Source organism: Cytobacillus depressus (assembly GCF_008923245.1).
GTDB classification, from domain to species: Bacteria; Bacillota; Bacilli; order Bacillales; family Cytobacillaceae; genus Cytobacillus; species Cytobacillus depressus.
On sequence record NZ_WBOS01000001.1, the window covers coordinates 812,395 to 829,301 of the forward strand.

The following is a 16,907-nucleotide window of genomic DNA, read 5'->3' on the forward strand; positions in this document are numbered from 1 at the left end:
ATTTTCATTATTTTTAGCCTAAATGCAGTTAATAAAAATAAATTCGACAGAAAACTTAGAAACCCTTTTTTGCTCTAAAGAGCTATACATCTAAACTTGCCACTAGCTTATCATAATACTTTTTGAGCGGGTAGGCAGCAAGAATGACGAAAATCATATTAAAGATCGTTGTTGGCAGTAAACGAAGCGATAGAAAAGTAGAAAAATCCATATTTGTCTTATGAATTAGGAAATACATTTCATACACGCCTAATTCTAAAAGCATTATGCCAATAATCACCATGATTGAAACGATGACAATATTCGTTTGCAAAATTTTCATTAGCTTTAGGATGATATAGGCTACTAACGGAAACATGAATAAATAAATGCCGATAATTTCGGTATAGACAACGTCAAATAAAAGGCCAAAAACAAAGCTATAGAGAATTCCATATCTCCTTGGTCCATAAACGGTCAGAAATAATAAAGCAACAATTAAAAACCTTGGTGCAATAATATTGGACCCTCCAAATAGATGTTCAGGCATTAATTCAACAAAAATACTTTCTCCTATGAAAAGAAGCATTAATAAAAGAGGAAGAAGGAGTTTTCTCACAGTTCCTCCTCCTTATCGTCGATCATATCTTCTAAATTAGGCTGAATAGCAGTTCTTTTGACAACCATAACATGCTCAATATCATATAAATTAGCTCCTGGCTTTACGTAAGCTGTTAACGTAAGACCATATTCAGCAGGTGTCACCTCAACGACTTTTCCAATCGGCAAGTTTTTCGGAAATACTCCACCTTTACCAGAGCTAATCACGTTTTGACCTTTTTCCACCTTCGCATCGAATGGAATTCTTTTTAGTAGAAGTAGGCCTTTTTCTTTATCATAGCCTTCAATTAGACCATAATAGCTTTTTCCATCTGCCTGAATTTCTGCAGAAATTCGATTAGTTGGATCCATTGCACTTAACAGCTGCACGGTAGAAGTAAAAGGTTCACTATGTTTCACTTTCCCAATCAAACCATTTGCCGTAATGACAGCCATATTTTCTTTTATACCATTTTTCGAACCTTTATTGATAATAAGAAGATCGGTCCATCGATCTGGGTTTCTTCCAATTACTGTTGCTTGGATTGGATTGAATTCACTTAAAGAATCCTTTTTATCTAAAATTTCGCGAAGCTCATTATTATCTTTTTTCAACATTTGAACTTCTGATTCGAGACGCGCCAGCTCATCTAGTCTTTTCTTTAACTCTTTATTTTCGGTATATGTATTTTGCAAATCTTGCAGGTTTTCAAAGAAACCAGCAACATATTGCGTTGGCCGAGACACTGCTGTTTGCATCCAGCCGACTGTATCCTTAATAAATTGCTCTGGCCAGCTGAGCTGCTCTCGATCCTTTAATGAAAATCCAATTAATGCCACGAGAATAATGATGCTAACAAGCAAAATAATTAGACGTTTATTCAAAAAGAACTGTGGCATTCGAAACACCTCATTTCTAGAGATTAGAAGCTAGAGGTTAGATTAGCGGAAACAGGCCAAAAGCCGGTTCCATTATTCAATCATAACACAAACTCTAATTTTAAAAATTCATGACAAAGGTGGAGCCCAATCACAATTTAGTGAGTGGGCTTTCCACATTTACGGATGTACGTCTTTATTAACGGGAATCCCGTGATTTGTTTTTAAATAAATCAATATGATCCAATGCTTTACCTGTACCAATGGCTACACAGTCAAGCGGATTTTCTGCGATTAACACAGGCATCTTCGTTTCTTCACTAATCACCTTGTCCAAATTACGAAGCATTGCTCCGCCCCCTGTTAATACAATTCCGCGGTCCATAATATCTGCCGCAAGCTCAGGCGGAGTTTTCTCTAACGTAACCTTTACAGCATCGACAATGGCGTAAACTGTATCATGTAAAGCTTTAGAGATCTCTTCAGCCGTAATTTCAATCGTCTTCGGAAGTCCTGTTAAAAGGTCACGGCCGCGAATTTCAATATTTTCAATTCCGTCAGGATCACCAGCTGAGCCAATTTCAACTTTAATCGTTTCAGACGTCCGGTCACCAATCAACAGATTATAATTTTTGCGAATATAATTGATGATCGCTTCATCCATATCATTTCCCGCTACACGAACGGATTGGCTTGTTACGATGCCGCCCAAGGAAATGATGGCTACCTCTGTCGTTCCGCCACCAATATCAACAACCATGCTGCCAGTAGGCTCCCATACAGGAAGGTTTGCTCCGATTGCAGCCGCAAACGGCTCTTCAATTGGGTAAGCATCCCTTGCACCTGCTTGGCGAGTAGCATCGATTACTGCACGTTGTTCTACCGCCGTAATGCCTGATGGCACACAAACCATTACATATGGCTTCCCAGAGAAAAGCCCTTTGCTCTTATTTGCTTGTTTAATATAGTATTTCATCATGACAGCTGTCGTTTCATAATCTGCAATGACCCCATCCTTCATTGGACGAAGTGCGACAATATTCCCAGGTGTACGCCCAATCATATTCTTTGCGTCATTTCCGACAGCGACAATTTGTTTTGTGTCTGTTTGCAATGCTACTACTGATGGCTCTCTAACAACGATTCCTTTTCCTTTTACATACACAAGTGTGTTAGCTGTTCCTAAATCAATTCCAAGATCTTTCGTTCCAAACATCGTTTGTATCTCCCTTTCTGATACGAAATGCAAAAATGAACAAAGTTAGAGAATTCTAACTTCGAAGGTTTTTTTTCAAAAAATTGCTTATGAAGAGGTGATTATATTTATTCACGTAAAAAAGCACAAACAATATTATAGCTTATCGTCAATTAAAAACATAGTGTCATAAATAACCTTTTTCCTTTAAACTGACATATTTATTTTCACCGATAATCAGATGATCGAGCACTTCAATTCCGATTATTTTTCCACACTCCACAAGCCTCTTCGTCACCTCAATATCCTCTCTACTTGGCGCGGGGTCTCCAGAAGGATGGTTATGGGCACAAATAATGGAGGCGGCTGAGCGGCGGAATGCTTCTTTGAACACTTCACGGGGATGCACGATCGAGGCGTTTAAGCTGCCGATAAAGATTGTCTGTTTATGGATTACTTGATTTTTCGTATTTAAATAGAGGCAAACAAAATGCTCCTGGGAGAGAAAGCGCATATCGTTCATAACATATTTCGCGCCGTCCTCTGGAGATTTAATCGCATATCGATCATCGTACGTTAGATTAGAAATGCGTCTGCCGATTTCTACAGCTGCCAATAGCTGAATCGCTTTGGCCGTACCAATGCCTTTTATGGAAGTAATTTCATCAAGAGATGCATCCTTTAATAACCTTAATCCTTCAAATTGTGTAAGAAGCCGGTTAGCTAATTGAAGTACAGACTCTTCTTTTGTACCGGTGCGAAGCAGGATCGCAACTAGCTCATGGGTTGATAAACTTTGAGGTCCACTTTGGATAAATCTTTCTCTAGGACGTTCATCTTGTGGAAAATCCTTGATCATTAAAGATTGTGTTTGCATAATCAAATCCTCCCTTTCACTAGGGTGTAAGGGAGTTAAGAAGAAAATGGCGTATTAAGAAAATAGCAGGAATCTACTATTTGAAATTTAATCCAGCATTTCTTAATTCTCGAACTGTTTTTGAAACGGGCAGGCCGACGACAGAGAAATAATCGCCATTTATTTCTTTGACAAGTGTGCTGCCAAACCCTTGGATGCCATACGCTCCTGCCTTATCAAACGGTTCACCGGTGTCAATATAAGCATCTATTTCTTCATCTGAAAGCTCCCAAAACACCACATCCGTTTTAACATAAAAGTTTTTTTCTGTTTCAGAAGAAATAATTGATACACCTGTGAAGACTGAATGTTTTTTGCCAGACAAATTTTGCAGCATGGAGAATGCCTCTATTTTGTCCTTCGGTTTGCCTAATACTGCTTCTCCAAGAACAACGACTGTGTCTGCTCCAATAACAAATGAATCCGGATATTGCTTACTCACCGCTTTAGCTTTTCTACTGCTGAGCTCCATGACAATTTCACCAGGGGTTAATTCGGGATCAAAGCTTTCATCAACATCACTGCTTGAAACGGCAAAATTGAGTTGAAGGTTTTCAAGAAGTTCTTTTCGTCGTGGAGAAGAAGAGGCTAAAATGAGGTTTTTCACACTAATCACCTGACCTTATTTCGTATCATTTCGGGAGATATCCTAATCGTACCAAAATTTAGCTGGACAAACAAATAAAATGACGAAAATTATCGAATTATTCCACCCCTTGTGTAAAAGACACAATGGCTTATTATGATTGATATCGTCTTCCTTTTATTGGGAATTACAACAAAAAATGAGCCTGTCGAAATACTCGAACAGACTCCTCTTACATGAGATATTTCCCGGAAAATATTCGATTAAAGAAGAATTATGTCGCATAACTATTTATAGCGTGTAATAAATGGAAATAAACTCAAGTAGGTGCTGTTGGCACTTTGTTAAAGCTGCTGCGTCTTTTGTCTCTTTATAGGAAGCTAATTGCTGATAAGCATTAGTCAATTCATTTTTTAACGATAGGATCTTCTTATTTTTCAGTTTCCCTTCCTCTAGCGTATTTACCGCACTTGCTTGCTTTTCTATGTTATTAAACATAGCAGAAGATAGAGTATTAGTTAACTCTGCTTCTGTAGCACCCTCAGTTAATACTTGATAGTATGCGGGTGCCAATTCAATTATTTTTTTCTCCTCAGGCAGAAGATTGTTGATTGCCTTTTCGTTTAATGTTATAGGCTTTGCAAATACTTTAAGCCCTTTGCTCTTCAATTGATTGCCGATTTCCTTTGCTTCGTCAATACTTGAGGCAACACTCAAGTACAGAACGGCTTGTCCATTCATTTCAATGACCTTTGAAGGAACGCCATTTTGATTCTGCTCCTCCTGAACTTGCTTAGCTGCCTCAAGCTTAGAAAACACACCACCTTGAATGACAAATGTTGATAGTGGTTGCAGTACAGCTGAATCAGACCCTTTCGCTTCCGTTTGCTCCTCTGCTAATGGTTCAGTAGTTGCCGGCTGAGCGGTTTCAGCTTCTTTTTCCGTGATGACGAGCTTTAACAGAATAAAACCAAAGCTTGTCCCTAGTAAAATCGCAAAAAATACAGTGAGAAGAATAGTAGAAAGAAACTTATTCCGGTTATTCTTTTTAAAGGATTTACTGAATGAGCCTATTCCTTTGTTACTCGTTTTTTTCGTAGATGTTGCGATTTGATACTCTATAATCTCATCTGTTTCATCTGATTCCTCCGGCAGAATCCAATCAAAAGTATCATCATCCGCTGCTTCCTTCGTGGCTGCTGCTTCATTAAAGGCTGAAGAGTTTACATTTTTTGTAGAGGGTTCTTCATCTATTAATCTATCTGTTTCTATCTCCTTTTCTCTATCCTTTCGGTTCATTTCCTTTTCGGCTTTCGTCCCCTCATCATATGAACGGTGCTTCCCATTAATCTTTATCGTAATCGTTCTTCCTTTTTCCGGTCCTTCCACAAGACATCCTCCCTTCATGTCGATTGCTGATAAAGTGAAACTTCATTCAGTGAGGTGCCTTTTCCCAACTGAATGTTAGTTGAACTTATCGGGCCTTTAATCAGCGATTATGTTTCATCCTAACATATCGAAAAAAAAAAATAACAAGACTTTTGTCGTCTTGTTACCTTGGATTTTCGTCAAATTTTTTAAAATTGCAATTGACTCTATTGGATTGGGATTTCAAGTACTTGACCTACTATAATGACATTACTATTTAAGTGATTCCGATCTTTTATTATTTGTTCGCCAGCGCTAGATTGGAAGAAACTCATAGAAATTCGAGATAATGAATCACCCGGCTGAACAGTATATTTAATAATATTGCCTTCACTTTCAGTCTTAGGTTTAATATCGTTTGAATGTTGAGTTTGATTTGCGAGCGCTTTCTCTGGTGGTTCTAAAATATTCCCTGACATACTAAATGGATTTTTCTTTCCACCAGTTTTGGGGACGTCCATCTTTGGAAGCTGATCAATTAAATCTGTTAATTTTGGCATATAAAATGCAGAGATTGTTATTTCGGAAACAATGAGCTGCTTCTCTTGATCAGCCGAAACGACCTCTTCCTGACCTTCAGTTTGCAGATTCTCAACATGGATGATCCGACTCTCCGATTCTAGGGAATCGATGAACTTTTCCATTTCGAAATAATTAGAGGAATTCACAGTTAATACAACAGTCGTTTTCTTTATCCCTGCAGGTAAAGGAGTTTCAGGTTTCGTTTCCTCCCGTTGATCAACAGGTGTTTCTTCCTCACTTGCTTCTTGCTGTTCAGCTATTTGTTCTTCAATCTCTTCCATCGAAAATTCCATATTAGTGACTAGACTTCCAGATACGACTTCTGCCTTTTCAATATCAAGCAGTAGCTGCTCGACTAATGGCTTTACTGGCAATTGCTTTTGAAGTGTTTCTGATCCTTCATACGTATCAGAACCAGTATCATTAATCTGGTTTTCGATAACAGACAGAAGCTTTTCCTCTGTTTGTAATTCCCTTTGTTTATTAGCCAATGACATCTTTAAAGGCTGGATATATAAAAAGTAAAGCCCTAGAAAAAGCAAAATAATGATAATGATTCCAGTAATCGAATACAGCTTTCCTTTTTTAGAAGTAAGAAGGGTCATTTTTCTTCCCCTCCTTTGCTGTTAGCCCCTTGTTTTAAAATAGAGCGATTTAATACAACCTCATATTCCGCAATATAACGGGGGAGGATTTCCCGTTGTTCAGACTCAATACTTGCAGCTTCGGCATTATCTTCCTTTGTCAGCTCATTCGTTGTTAACGAGTTGATTGTGGCGTCTTCTATCCATTCGGAATCTAACATCGACTTTAAATAATAAGACGCTTCACGGCTCGTATCGAACTGTAAGGTGATAACAATATTGCCTGATTCCTCATAGCTGAGCGTTTGAATAAAGCCTCGCTCAGGAAGCAACTGAGTAAACTTTCTTAATATAGGTACTGTTTTTATCGGATAGTCTTCAGCCCAAGCTACAGCTTTCTTCAATTCCTCCAATGAGTTTAACGATTCAACATTCGCAACTTTCTCTTCCTCTGCGGCAATCAATTCCTGGGTAGCTGTCTGTTGCTTAGCAACAGATTCAATTTTTGCCTTATAGCCTTGCCCAATCCAAACTGTCACACAAATACCGATTAGCAAGATGAGAGCAAATGCACCGACAAGCATGAAAAAAGATGTATTCCGCGATTCTTTTTTTGGGAGTAGGTTAATCTCAACGAGCATGCTTACACCTCTTTCAATGCAAGCCCCAGAGTAAGATAATGTGATCTTGGCAGATTATCTTCTGTTGCTAAATGAATAATTTGCTGAGGAATTTCAAACCTTGCTACTATTTCCTTTTCAATCAGATCAAGGTAAGGATGATCGCCATTTAACAAGATCTTAGATATTTGCTGTTTCCCTTGATTAATCGAATACCGGTAAAAATCAAGGAACTTTCCAATCTCTTTAAATATATCTTCCAATTGAAAGAGTAGCTCATTTTGACTTCCACTAAAACGAAACTCTTGAATCCCTTTCCTACTTGATTGAATCGACCATTGATCTTCATCAAATTCAATCATTAAATGATGCATAAATAGCGGAAAATGGTTTTCAAAAATACAGAGATTAACCATATTCAGATCAAATTGAATCATTAATAACCGTTCATCCTGACCTGGTAAGCCTAACCGATGATATAGCCGATAGAGCGATAATGAAGAAATATCCGCAGCTGTCGGAACAAGCTTAACACTTGTTAATAAATTCATATATTCAAAAACGTTTTCTTCCTGAGCCGCAAATATTAAAATTTCCTTTTTATCCTTTGCTTCATTTAAGGTATATGTATCAAAAACAGGCTCCTCAAATGGCAGGTGAATACTGCTACCAAGCTCTAAATATAAGTACCCATTGATTTCATCATCTTTCACATCTCCAGGAATATTGGCTTTCCGGATAATGATAAAGGAATCAGGAACGATAAAGCGGACCGGTCGCTTTTGAATTTTCCACTCAACGATACATTCTTCTAGAATCGTTTCCAAAGTTTCATAATCAAGTATTTTACCATCTCGTACAACCCCAAATGGAATATACCGTTCTTCCCATCTATGTATGGTTAGCGGGTTCGTTTGCTTCAGTTCGACAAGACGAATCGAATAATCATTAATAATAATATTAATGACACGGTTTTTTCGCGAAAAAAGGGAAATTGCCATATTATTTGCCCCTTACATATAATCATGATGCTAGTAGGAGAAAGTAATTTTTAATGATCGTTTCTCCGTAAAAATAGGCGGTTAGTGTTCCCGCGGCAATAAAAGGACCAAAAGGAATTGGATTTCTTCTTTTCAATTTCCCAAGCAGCATTCCTATTAAACCAAAGACAGCTCCGTATAAGGTTGCTAGAAAGAAAGACAGCAAAACTAGCTTCACCCCAAGGACGAAACCTAGGAGGCCAAATAGCTTGATGTCCCCACCACCCATTCCACCTCTGCTAATTACTGCAATAAAGAGTAGGAGAAAAAAACCTACAGCGGCTCCTAAAAGAGAATCCCACCACGGCTGAAGAGGTAGGTAAATTCGTTCTAATAAAAAAAGCCCCGTAAACACAAGCAACACTTTATCAGGGATTATCATATAGATGATATCAGAAACGAAAATTATCATAAATAACGATATCAATGTCCAAGCAATGAACAGCTCACTGGACCAGCCTAGTAATAGTGGCGCTGCTGCAAACAGCAATCCCGTAAGCAACTCCACAAACGGATAAATAGGAGAAATGCCCACCTTACAACGGCGGCATTTCCCCCCTTGAATGACATATGACAGAACTGGGATTAGCTCAAATACTGTGAGCTGATGAAAACAATTTGGACAAGACGACCGCGGTGACACAATAGAATTGTTTTGCGGCACGCGGAGACCGACGACGTTATAAAAAGAGCCAAGAATTAAACCAATTAGAAGAATGAATAATATTAAAAGAATGTCCATAATTATTTTATAATTTAACGTCTATCCGTTTTAGTAATTTTACCTCTTTATTATTAATATAAGTCTTAGTACCTATAATTGTAACCAAATATTTTTTATTAGAATAATCTATTTTGGTAGTCCCTGCCTCATATGTTTTCGTTTTGTCACTAGGATCTACGATATCATCCATAAAACCCGCAGTTTTTAATTCCTCTAACGTTGCACTAGTTTTTGTTGGAGTTTCTGCAAAATATAACTTCGCAGCATTCTGTAGCTGCTGAGCATTTGCAATATGGGTATCCTTTTTGGAATTTTCTATAATGTTCCCTATTGATGGTACTGCAATAGCCGCAATAATCCCCAAAATAACTACCACAGCTAGCAATTCAACCAACGTCAATCCCCGCTGATCTTTCAACCTTTTCCCAATCATTTTTAACATACAAATCTTCCCCTTTACTAATTATCAATAATGACTTTAGACCTATTCCTAATTATACTAAATACCAACAAAAATAATAGTTAAATATGTTAATAAACTGAAAACTTATCCAACTTGATTAAAGATTTCAAACATCGGAACCATAATGGATGTGACGATTGTTCCAACAATGCCAGCAAGCAGGACAATCATTAACGGTTCAATTAAAGATTTAATTCTTTCTGTACTGTTCTCTACTTCTTTTTCATAGAAATCCGCCACTTTTGCTAGCATTGCATCTAGTGAACCGGTCTCTTCTCCAATAACAATCATTTGTGTTAATAGAGGAGGAAAGGCCCAGTGTTTTTTCATTGGTTCTGTTAGAGAGCGTCCCTTTTCAAGGGAATCTCTTGATTCACGAATAACTTTACCAATAACTTCATTCTCTACTACTTTTTCCACAATGATCATGGCCTGCAATATTGGCACTGAACTAGTAAATAAGGAGCTTAGCGTCCTTGTCATTCTTGCAAGTACTGCCTTTTGAAGCATTTTCCCGAAGATGGGGATACGCAATATAAAGTAGTCCAGATAGTATTTGGATTGAGGATTTTTCCTCAAGATAACGGCACTTATCGCAAAAGCTGCGAAAAGCAGCACGATTAACCACCAAAACCTTTGCATAAATTCGCTTGAATTTAGGACAAACATTGTTATCGTCGGCAGTTCACCGCCGAAATCTTCAAACATAGCAACAAATGTAGGAACAACGGATACTAATAGAAAAATTACTACTGCTACAGCAATAATTCCGACGACAACGGGATAAGCCAGTGCGGATGTAATTTTCTGCCGTGTATTATGTTGTTTTTCATAATGCTCAGCCAGACGGTCCAATGTTTCATCCATATTACCGCCTGCTTCACCAGCTCGAACCATATTGATAAAAATCGGTGTAAAGATTTTCTTATTTCTTCCTGCTGCTTCTGATAAAGGATTTCCTTCCCTTAAATCCTGTTCAATATCGAGTAAGGCTTTCTTCAAGGCTTTACTTTCCGTTTGATCGGATAGTATTTTTGTAGAGTCTACTACAGAAACTCCTGCTTTTAAAAGAGTAGCAAACTGCCGTAAATAAATGACAAAATGCTGGAGCTTCACGGGATTTCCGATCGAAATATCTTTTGTAAAAATGGATTCAGGTACCTCCGTAATTTCAAGGATCCTTATGCCATCTTCCCTAAGCTTAAACATTGCTTCCCGCTTGGATGTTGAGTTAATGACCCCTTCTACTTTCCCTTTTCGGTCTCTGCCGGAATATTTAAAGCGTGCCATATTAAACTAGAATCTCCTGTAGAAATGGTTCCGCCGTTTCCTTTGAAATCATGCCGGATTGAATGAGTTCTTTAATACTCGTCTCAAGTGTATGCATCCCCTGTGCCCGAGATGTTTGCATAATACTAACAATTTGATGAATTTTTTCATTTCGGATTAGGTTTGCGACGGCCGAATTGTTTATGAGAATCTCAGTCGCTGCTTTTCGCACTTTTTTATCTTCTCTTTGAAAAAGTCGTTGCGATACAATTGCCACTAGAACAGAAGCAAGTTGAATTCGAATTTGCGGTTGCTGTGCAGGCGGAAATACATCAATAATACGGTTAATGGTCGCGGGAGCACTTGATGTATGCAATGTACCTAAAACTAAATGTCCAGTTTCTGCTGCAGTAATCGCAGTTTGAATTGTTTCCAAGTCACGCATCTCACCGACTAAAATAATATCCGGGTCCTGACGGAGTGCGGCTCTAAGACCATTCGCAAAATTCTTCGTATCAAAGCCAACCTCCCTCTGATCAATAATAGAGTTCCCATGCTTGTGCAAATACTCAATTGGATCCTCGAGTGTAATAATATGCTTCCGCATCGTTTCATTCATATATTGAATCATTGAAGCGAGAGTCGTTGATTTTCCACTTCCAGTTGGTCCAGTAACGAGAACAAGTCCATGGGGTTTTTCTGAAATTTTCCGTAAGATGTTAGGCAAGTCTAGCTCATCGATAGTCGGAATTCTTGTCGGGACAACCCGAATTGCCATGGCAATGCATGATCTCTGGTGATAAGTATTCACTCGGTATCTGGAAACACCGGGGATACCGTAGGAAAAGTCTAATTCTCCTTTTTCCTTAAACTGCTCCCACATATATTCCGGAATAATCGCTCGTGCCATGCCCTCAATTTCCTCAGGCTTTAATGTGTCCTTGCCGTATTTTTTTAAATCCCCGTTGATTCTAAGGACCGGCTGTATGCCTACTGTTAAATGTAAATCCGATGCTTTCAATTCAAATGCGGCGCGTAATAAATAATCTATTTTTTCTTTCATTCCTCGCACCCCTATTCAAGTATTGCGACTCTTAGTACTTCTTCCGTTGTTGTTAACCCTTGCTTAACCTTTAACAAGCCATCATCAATAAGGAAAATAGTCTTATTTTTCAACGCTAACTCTCTTAATCTCGTAATAGAATCTTCATTCATAATCGTTCTTCGAATATCATCGTTTACGACAAGAACCTCATGAATCGCAATTCTTCCTTTATAGCCTGTCATATTGCAAGATGAACAACCGCGTCCTCGTGTGACCCTTTCAATACTCATGCCTCTTTTTGCAAAAATTTCAACTTCACGCTTAGACGGAACGACCTCTTCGGTACAGTCCCGGCATATCCGCCTTACAAGACGTTGTGCGACAATGCCGCTTAATGAAGAGGCAACCAAGAAAGGCTCAACCCCCATATCCATCAGCCTTGTAATCGTCCCGATGGAATCATTTGTATGTAAAGTACTTAATACTAAATGACCTGTCAATGACGCTCTGATAGCGACCTCAACCGTTTCCTTATCACGAATTTCCCCGACCATAATAATATTTGGGTCTTGGCGGAGAATGGAGCGGAGCCCCGCTGCAAATGTCATTCCAATATTAGCATTAACTTGGATTTGATTGACTCCTTCAAGTTGATATTCGACCGGGTCTTCGATCGTGATAATATTGACCTCTTCACTGTTTAACTGATTTAACGCCGCATATAAGGCCGATGATTTCCCGGAACCAGTCGGGCCTGTTAAAAGAACAATTCCGGTCGGCTTTTCAATCATCTCTTTAAATCGTTTTAAATTTAATTTATTGAAGCCAAGTTTATTAATATCGTTTAAGGAACTGCTTAAATCCAAAATTCGCATAACTATTTTTTCGCCATAGACGGTTGGTAATGTAGAGACACGTAAATCAACCGGGTGAAAATCAAGATTCACCTTAATTCTGCCATCCTGCGGGATACGATGCTCAGTAATATCAAGGTTGGCAATGATTTTAATCCTGGCAATTAACACGCCTTGCATATGCTTAGGAAGGACACGCTCCACCCTTAATACCCCATCAATTCGATAACGGACGACTACTTTTGTTTCCTGAGGATCAATATGAATATCACTAGCCTTCATCGTAACAGCATTTGATAGAATCTGATTAACTAACCTAACTACAGGTGAATCTTGGTCAGTAATTCTTTCTTCCTGAACTGTCTCAGGCTGTTGATTGTCAACTAGCAGCTCTTCGAAGCCTTCATCAATGTCATAATACTTATTGATTGCCCGTAAAATATCATCTTTCGTGGCGATTGCAGTTTCAATTTGAAATCCAGTTGAAAGGCGCAAATCATCAATGGCAAAAAAGTCCATCGGATCCGCCATCGCAACAAATAGCTTGTCCCCGTCCTTTTTCAAAGGAATTAGCAGCTGACGTTTAGCCGTCTCCTTCGGAATAATATTAAATAACTTCGTATCAAACGGATACCTGTACAAGCTAATATGGGGAATGCCAAGCTGGAATTCAAGCACCTCGATAAGCTGCTGTTCTGTAATATAGCCACTTTGAAGAAGGGCATCTCCAAGCCTTTGCCCATCACTTTTTCGCTTTAACGTAGTGAGTAGTTGTTCTTCTGTAATAAGACCAGCATCTACAAGTAAATCCCCAAGCCGCTTCCGAGTTTGTTTCATATTCTATCCCTGCTTTATTCGTTGATTATTTCATATGTTCGTTCGTTTTACCCCATAGATCACTATTTGATTTAATTACTTCCCCTAAGGTTTCCTCTTCATCATCAATCTCTCCTGAATTATTTGGCTGCGGATTTTCATCCGCTGACTCCACTTGCTCGTTTACAGTTTCTTCCTTGACATTCGCAACAAGACCAGTCACTTCAATTTGATAAACAGGAGGGTAGAAATCTTCAGAAATTACTTCACTGTGAAGCAGTGCACCTGTTTCATCATAAGTTTCACGTAATACCTTAATGTATAAGCCCTCTTTACCTTGTCTCTCAATTACTTTTTCTCTAGGTTTCAATAAGGAATTAAACTGTTTAATCGTTTTTGGTTTAAAGCTCTGCTCATCCTCAATAACAATTACATACTTATTTAAGAAAGACTGTCCTTTTAGTGAAAAGATTAGCGTATGATCAATAGATTCAATCTGAATCGTATATGAAGTTTCATTTGGATTGGCAAAAATTAAATCGATATTTTTTTCGGAATCTACCTTCGCTTCAAACCCTAATGAAACATTTTCAGGCTTTTCGTTCCCTATATTTCGTTCAATAATCGAAAAATTAGTCGGCAAGATTAATTCGTATATTCCAGTTGCAAACATATTAAGTCTTTCCGAAGATACATTGCTAAGACCTTTTTCCGCAAATAATTGCAACAGTGATACTTGTGATTTAGCAGGAATTTCAAAAGTGGCAAGCTCATTTATCATCTTGCTGAAATTAACTTCTCCTGTTTCAACCTTTGTTTGTTGAACAATAACATCTTCATTCATTTTCGAATCTGTTAAATACTCATCTAAACTAAATTCGAGATTACCTATTTCCAATAGTTTTGCACCACTAAATAAATCTTCTGTTAGCTTTTGCATATCTATAGCTCCAAGTTCTACTGTTGGAAATGAATCTTGAATAGCATTTTCTAGATTATTTTCTTCAAATTGAACAACCATCATATTTCTTTGTCCATTCGTTGCCGTTTTCACTGATTCCGGAACATTAAATCGGAATAACGCATTGTCTAGGTGCACCTGTTTTTCTTTATAACAAATATTAACAACCATTTCATCTAACCAACGTGTCAACTGGTCGTCTACAGCTTCCATCGCCTCAGCTTCTGTTTTCCCGACAATACTCACATTTCCCACCATTGTATTTTCAGCGAAAGAATCAGAGTGATTAACAACAGTATTATAGGCAAATGCCCCATAATGCGAGAAGGCGAAGATAAAAATGGTACAAAGGAAAAGTACAATAAATAGTTTAACTCCCTGCTTGTTTTTCACCTACCGGCTCTCCTTTAATTTCCCTATCTATTTTTATGGAGTATCAGTTCCTCTATTTCTATTTCATCATTTCCCAGTTCTGGCTTGTCATCTTCTTGGTTTGCTACGAAATTAGACAATTCGATTTCATCTAATTCTTCCATTTTAACCTGAGGAACAACATCATTTTGCTCAGGTAATTCTTCATTTAAGGCTTCATCAAAGTCTGCTTCAATAAGCTTCTCAATGTCGGAAATAAACGTATTTTCAAACGAATATTTTTTATTTTCTAACTTATTTTTCGATTCATCTATGCCTAGATCAGTCACCCGTTTCTCAAGGAAAGCGATGTCATCATCAATATCTATTAGATCATCATGTTTATCTGGCTTATTAATTTCAAGATTAGTAGTCTGATAATCCTTAATCACTAGTTCTTTCTTTTCAAGAATTGGTCCTAGCTCTATTATCATATCAAGATCCTTTTTGACAGTTTCTATAGCTGAAGCAGTCTCGTCTATAACTGCGGAAAAATCACGAAGGGGTTCCTCGTCCTTTTCTTCTTTATGTAAAAGTTCTTTTTCTAAACCAAAGCTCTTCTCTTCACTTATTCCAGAATCAATATGGGTTGGAGCAGGCATCTGAATTCTTTTTCCTAATAAAATCGACACTAAACCGCTGAGCAGAAAAAGGATTAGGATCGTTTGATATAAAGGTAATTGCACACTAGCCAAAAGTCCCGCACTGGCTAGGAGAAATGCAACACCAATTAATCCAAGTTTCCACTTCACTGAAAAACCCACCGGCAGCAAAAGCAAGGTCGGCGTAAGAATTAACAACGAAGCTATCGCAATAATAATAGTAATCATTCCACCACCCCTAAAGAAAAATTATAACCCGAAACTATCACAAATTACCCAGACAATATGTTACATATTTGCGAAAATTAATAAAAAAGACCTGATTATAAAGTTATAATGATTGATTCATATTGTATAATAAAAGTGGGTAATTAGGAAGATTATTACTAAATGACCATTTATAATTTTCCTTTTTTAATTGACCTCAAAAGGAGGCAGTTTCTATGTATGAGCAAAATCAAAAAGGATTAACCCTTATAGAAGTTCTCTTATCAATTGTTATTTTATCTATTATTCTCGGGACATTTATAAAGTTTTTTCCACAGATGGGGTTAATAAATAAGCAAAATGAGACAAAACAACAAGCAGTGAATCTTGCAAAAAAGGAATTAATGTATTGGAAAAATGTAATTGAGACAAGTAATGATTTCAACGTTTTTAGAAAAAACAATAATCTTACTCAAAGTTTTTCGTTTATTAACAAAACAAAAGGAGATACAGTAACTATTAATATCGATACTATAACCATTAAGACATTGTCTACTAATGCCTCAGACTCAAAGTTCGGTGTGCAGGTCAAAATTAATAAAAAATCAGATTTAACTACCGAACCCATAAAAGCCTATCCAATTCATATAAAACTATTAAAAGAGGGAAATGAAGCTAATCCATATAGCGAAACATATGGATATATCTTTTATCAAGGTGATTAATGATGGTTAAAGATAAACAAAGGGGAATAACATTAATTGAACTATTAATTACTCTGGCAATCCTTTCTATTATCGGTGTCCTAGTTTGGGGAGTGTTTTTTCAAGGTACAAAATATTCAAATAAGTCAATTTTAAAAAATCAGATGCAACAAGAAGCAAATTTTATCATTAGTAAACTCACAAACATACATCAAACTTCGGAAAGCTATACACTTTATTCCTCCGACTGTAAAATTACTGTTACTTATAAAAAAGAGGGAGAATCAATCAATCAAAATGAAACATTTGAAAATAACCAACTCTGTTACAATATTGATCGTTCTCTAGAAGATGAATCTGATGAAGGCCTTAATCCAATAAAACAAGAGAATCCAAATATACTAAAAGATATTTGGATTAGAATTGAAGAACGAAATAACCCAAGTAATAAAATTAAGGTTGAAGCATATTTTTTTCGTTTAAACTAACCTAAGGTGGTATC

Annotated in this window: 18 protein-coding genes; 2 read left to right on the top strand and 16 right to left on the bottom strand. The window is 37.4% G+C overall.

Annotated elements, in window-relative coordinates; translation table 11 throughout:
• Nucleotides 1-82: 82 nt before the first annotated feature.
• From mreD to F7731_RS04020, 16 genes are all read right to left on the bottom strand, one after another.
• Nucleotides 83-598, bottom strand: coding sequence for a rod shape-determining protein MreD (gene mreD / locus F7731_RS03945; RefSeq protein ID WP_151533451.1), 516 nt, complete (start codon nt 596-598; stop codon nt 83-85).
• Nucleotides 595-1,479: a rod shape-determining protein MreC gene (gene mreC, locus F7731_RS03950; RefSeq protein WP_151533452.1), complete on the bottom strand. Its 885-nt coding sequence runs from the start codon at nt 1,477-1,479 to the stop codon at nt 595-597. Before mreC ends, mreD begins: the two co-directional genes overlap by 4 nt.
• A 178-nt stretch (nt 1,480-1,657) precedes the next feature.
• A complete protein-coding gene (locus F7731_RS03955; protein ID WP_151533453.1) occupies nt 1,658-2,674 on the bottom strand; it encodes a rod shape-determining protein in 1,017 nt (338 codons plus the stop codon).
• A 166-nt stretch (nt 2,675-2,840) separates the two neighbouring features.
• Complete coding sequence (gene radC / locus F7731_RS03960; RefSeq protein WP_151533454.1) at nt 2,841-3,530, bottom strand: RadC family protein; 690 nt, start codon at nt 3,528-3,530, stop codon at nt 2,841-2,843.
• Nucleotides 3,531-3,606: 76 nt separating this feature from the next.
• Nucleotides 3,607-4,176 carry a Maf family protein gene (locus tag F7731_RS03965; RefSeq protein ID WP_151533455.1) on the bottom strand — a complete coding sequence of 190 codons (570 nt, stop codon included), beginning with the start codon at nt 4,174-4,176 and terminating at the stop codon, nt 3,607-3,609.
• A gap of 270 nt (nt 4,177-4,446) precedes the next feature.
• A complete protein-coding gene (locus tag F7731_RS03970; RefSeq protein ID WP_151533456.1) occupies nt 4,447-5,544 on the bottom strand; it encodes an SPOR domain-containing protein in 1,098 nt (365 codons plus the stop codon).
• Nucleotides 5,545-5,750: 206 nt separating this feature from the next.
• Nucleotides 5,751-6,710 (bottom strand): LysM peptidoglycan-binding domain-containing protein, encoded by a 960-nt coding sequence (locus tag F7731_RS03975; RefSeq protein WP_151533457.1) that lies wholly within the window; start codon nt 6,708-6,710, stop codon nt 5,751-5,753.
• A complete protein-coding gene (locus F7731_RS03980) occupies nt 6,707-7,330 on the bottom strand; it encodes a hypothetical protein (RefSeq protein WP_151533458.1) in 624 nt (207 codons plus the stop codon). Before F7731_RS03980 ends, F7731_RS03975 begins: the two co-directional genes overlap by 4 nt.
• A 2-nt stretch (nt 7,331-7,332) precedes the next feature.
• Nucleotides 7,333-8,310: a type IV pilus biogenesis protein PilM gene (gene pilM, locus F7731_RS03985; RefSeq protein ID WP_151533459.1), complete on the bottom strand. Its 978-nt coding sequence runs from the start codon at nt 8,308-8,310 to the stop codon at nt 7,333-7,335.
• 22 nt (nt 8,311-8,332) lie between these two features.
• Nucleotides 8,333-9,091, bottom strand: a complete 759-nt coding sequence (locus tag F7731_RS03990) for a prepilin peptidase (RefSeq protein ID WP_151533460.1) — start codon at nt 9,089-9,091, stop codon at nt 8,333-8,335.
• Nucleotides 9,092-9,098: 7 nt separating this feature from the next.
• Nucleotides 9,099-9,506 (bottom strand): type II secretion system protein, encoded by a 408-nt coding sequence (locus tag F7731_RS03995; protein WP_151533730.1) that lies wholly within the window; start codon nt 9,504-9,506, stop codon nt 9,099-9,101.
• 114 nt (nt 9,507-9,620) lie between these two features.
• The gene (locus tag F7731_RS04000) at nt 9,621-10,826 is read right to left on the bottom strand and encodes a type II secretion system F family protein (protein ID WP_151533461.1); all 1,206 of its coding nucleotides are present in this window, start codon (nt 10,824-10,826) and stop codon (nt 9,621-9,623) included.
• A 1-nt stretch (nt 10,827) separates the two neighbouring features.
• On the bottom strand, nt 10,828-11,868 hold the full coding sequence (locus F7731_RS04005) for a type IV pilus twitching motility protein PilT (protein WP_151533462.1): 1,041 nt from the start codon (nt 11,866-11,868) through the stop codon (nt 10,828-10,830).
• Between the two features lie 11 nt (nt 11,869-11,879).
• Nucleotides 11,880-13,541, bottom strand: coding sequence for a GspE/PulE family protein (locus F7731_RS04010; protein WP_151533463.1), 1,662 nt, complete (start codon nt 13,539-13,541; stop codon nt 11,880-11,882).
• Between the two features lie 25 nt (nt 13,542-13,566).
• Nucleotides 13,567-14,874 (bottom strand): VanW family protein, encoded by a 1,308-nt coding sequence (locus tag F7731_RS04015; protein ID WP_151533464.1) that lies wholly within the window; start codon nt 14,872-14,874, stop codon nt 13,567-13,569.
• A gap of 23 nt (nt 14,875-14,897) precedes the next feature.
• Nucleotides 14,898-15,722 (bottom strand): hypothetical protein, encoded by an 825-nt coding sequence (locus tag F7731_RS04020; protein ID WP_151533465.1) that lies wholly within the window; start codon nt 15,720-15,722, stop codon nt 14,898-14,900.
• A 215-nt stretch (nt 15,723-15,937) separates the two neighbouring features.
• Here F7731_RS04020 and F7731_RS04025 point away from each other — a divergent pair, with 215 nt between their 5' ends.
• Entirely contained in the window at nt 15,938-16,426 is a 489-nt protein-coding gene (locus F7731_RS04025; protein WP_151533466.1) for a prepilin-type N-terminal cleavage/methylation domain-containing protein, read from the top strand.
• Nucleotides 16,427-16,428: 2 nt separating this feature from the next.
• Nucleotides 16,429-16,893: a type II secretion system protein gene (locus tag F7731_RS04030; RefSeq protein WP_170289634.1), complete on the top strand. Its 465-nt coding sequence runs from the start codon at nt 16,429-16,431 to the stop codon at nt 16,891-16,893.
• Nucleotides 16,894-16,907 lie beyond the last annotated feature (14 nt).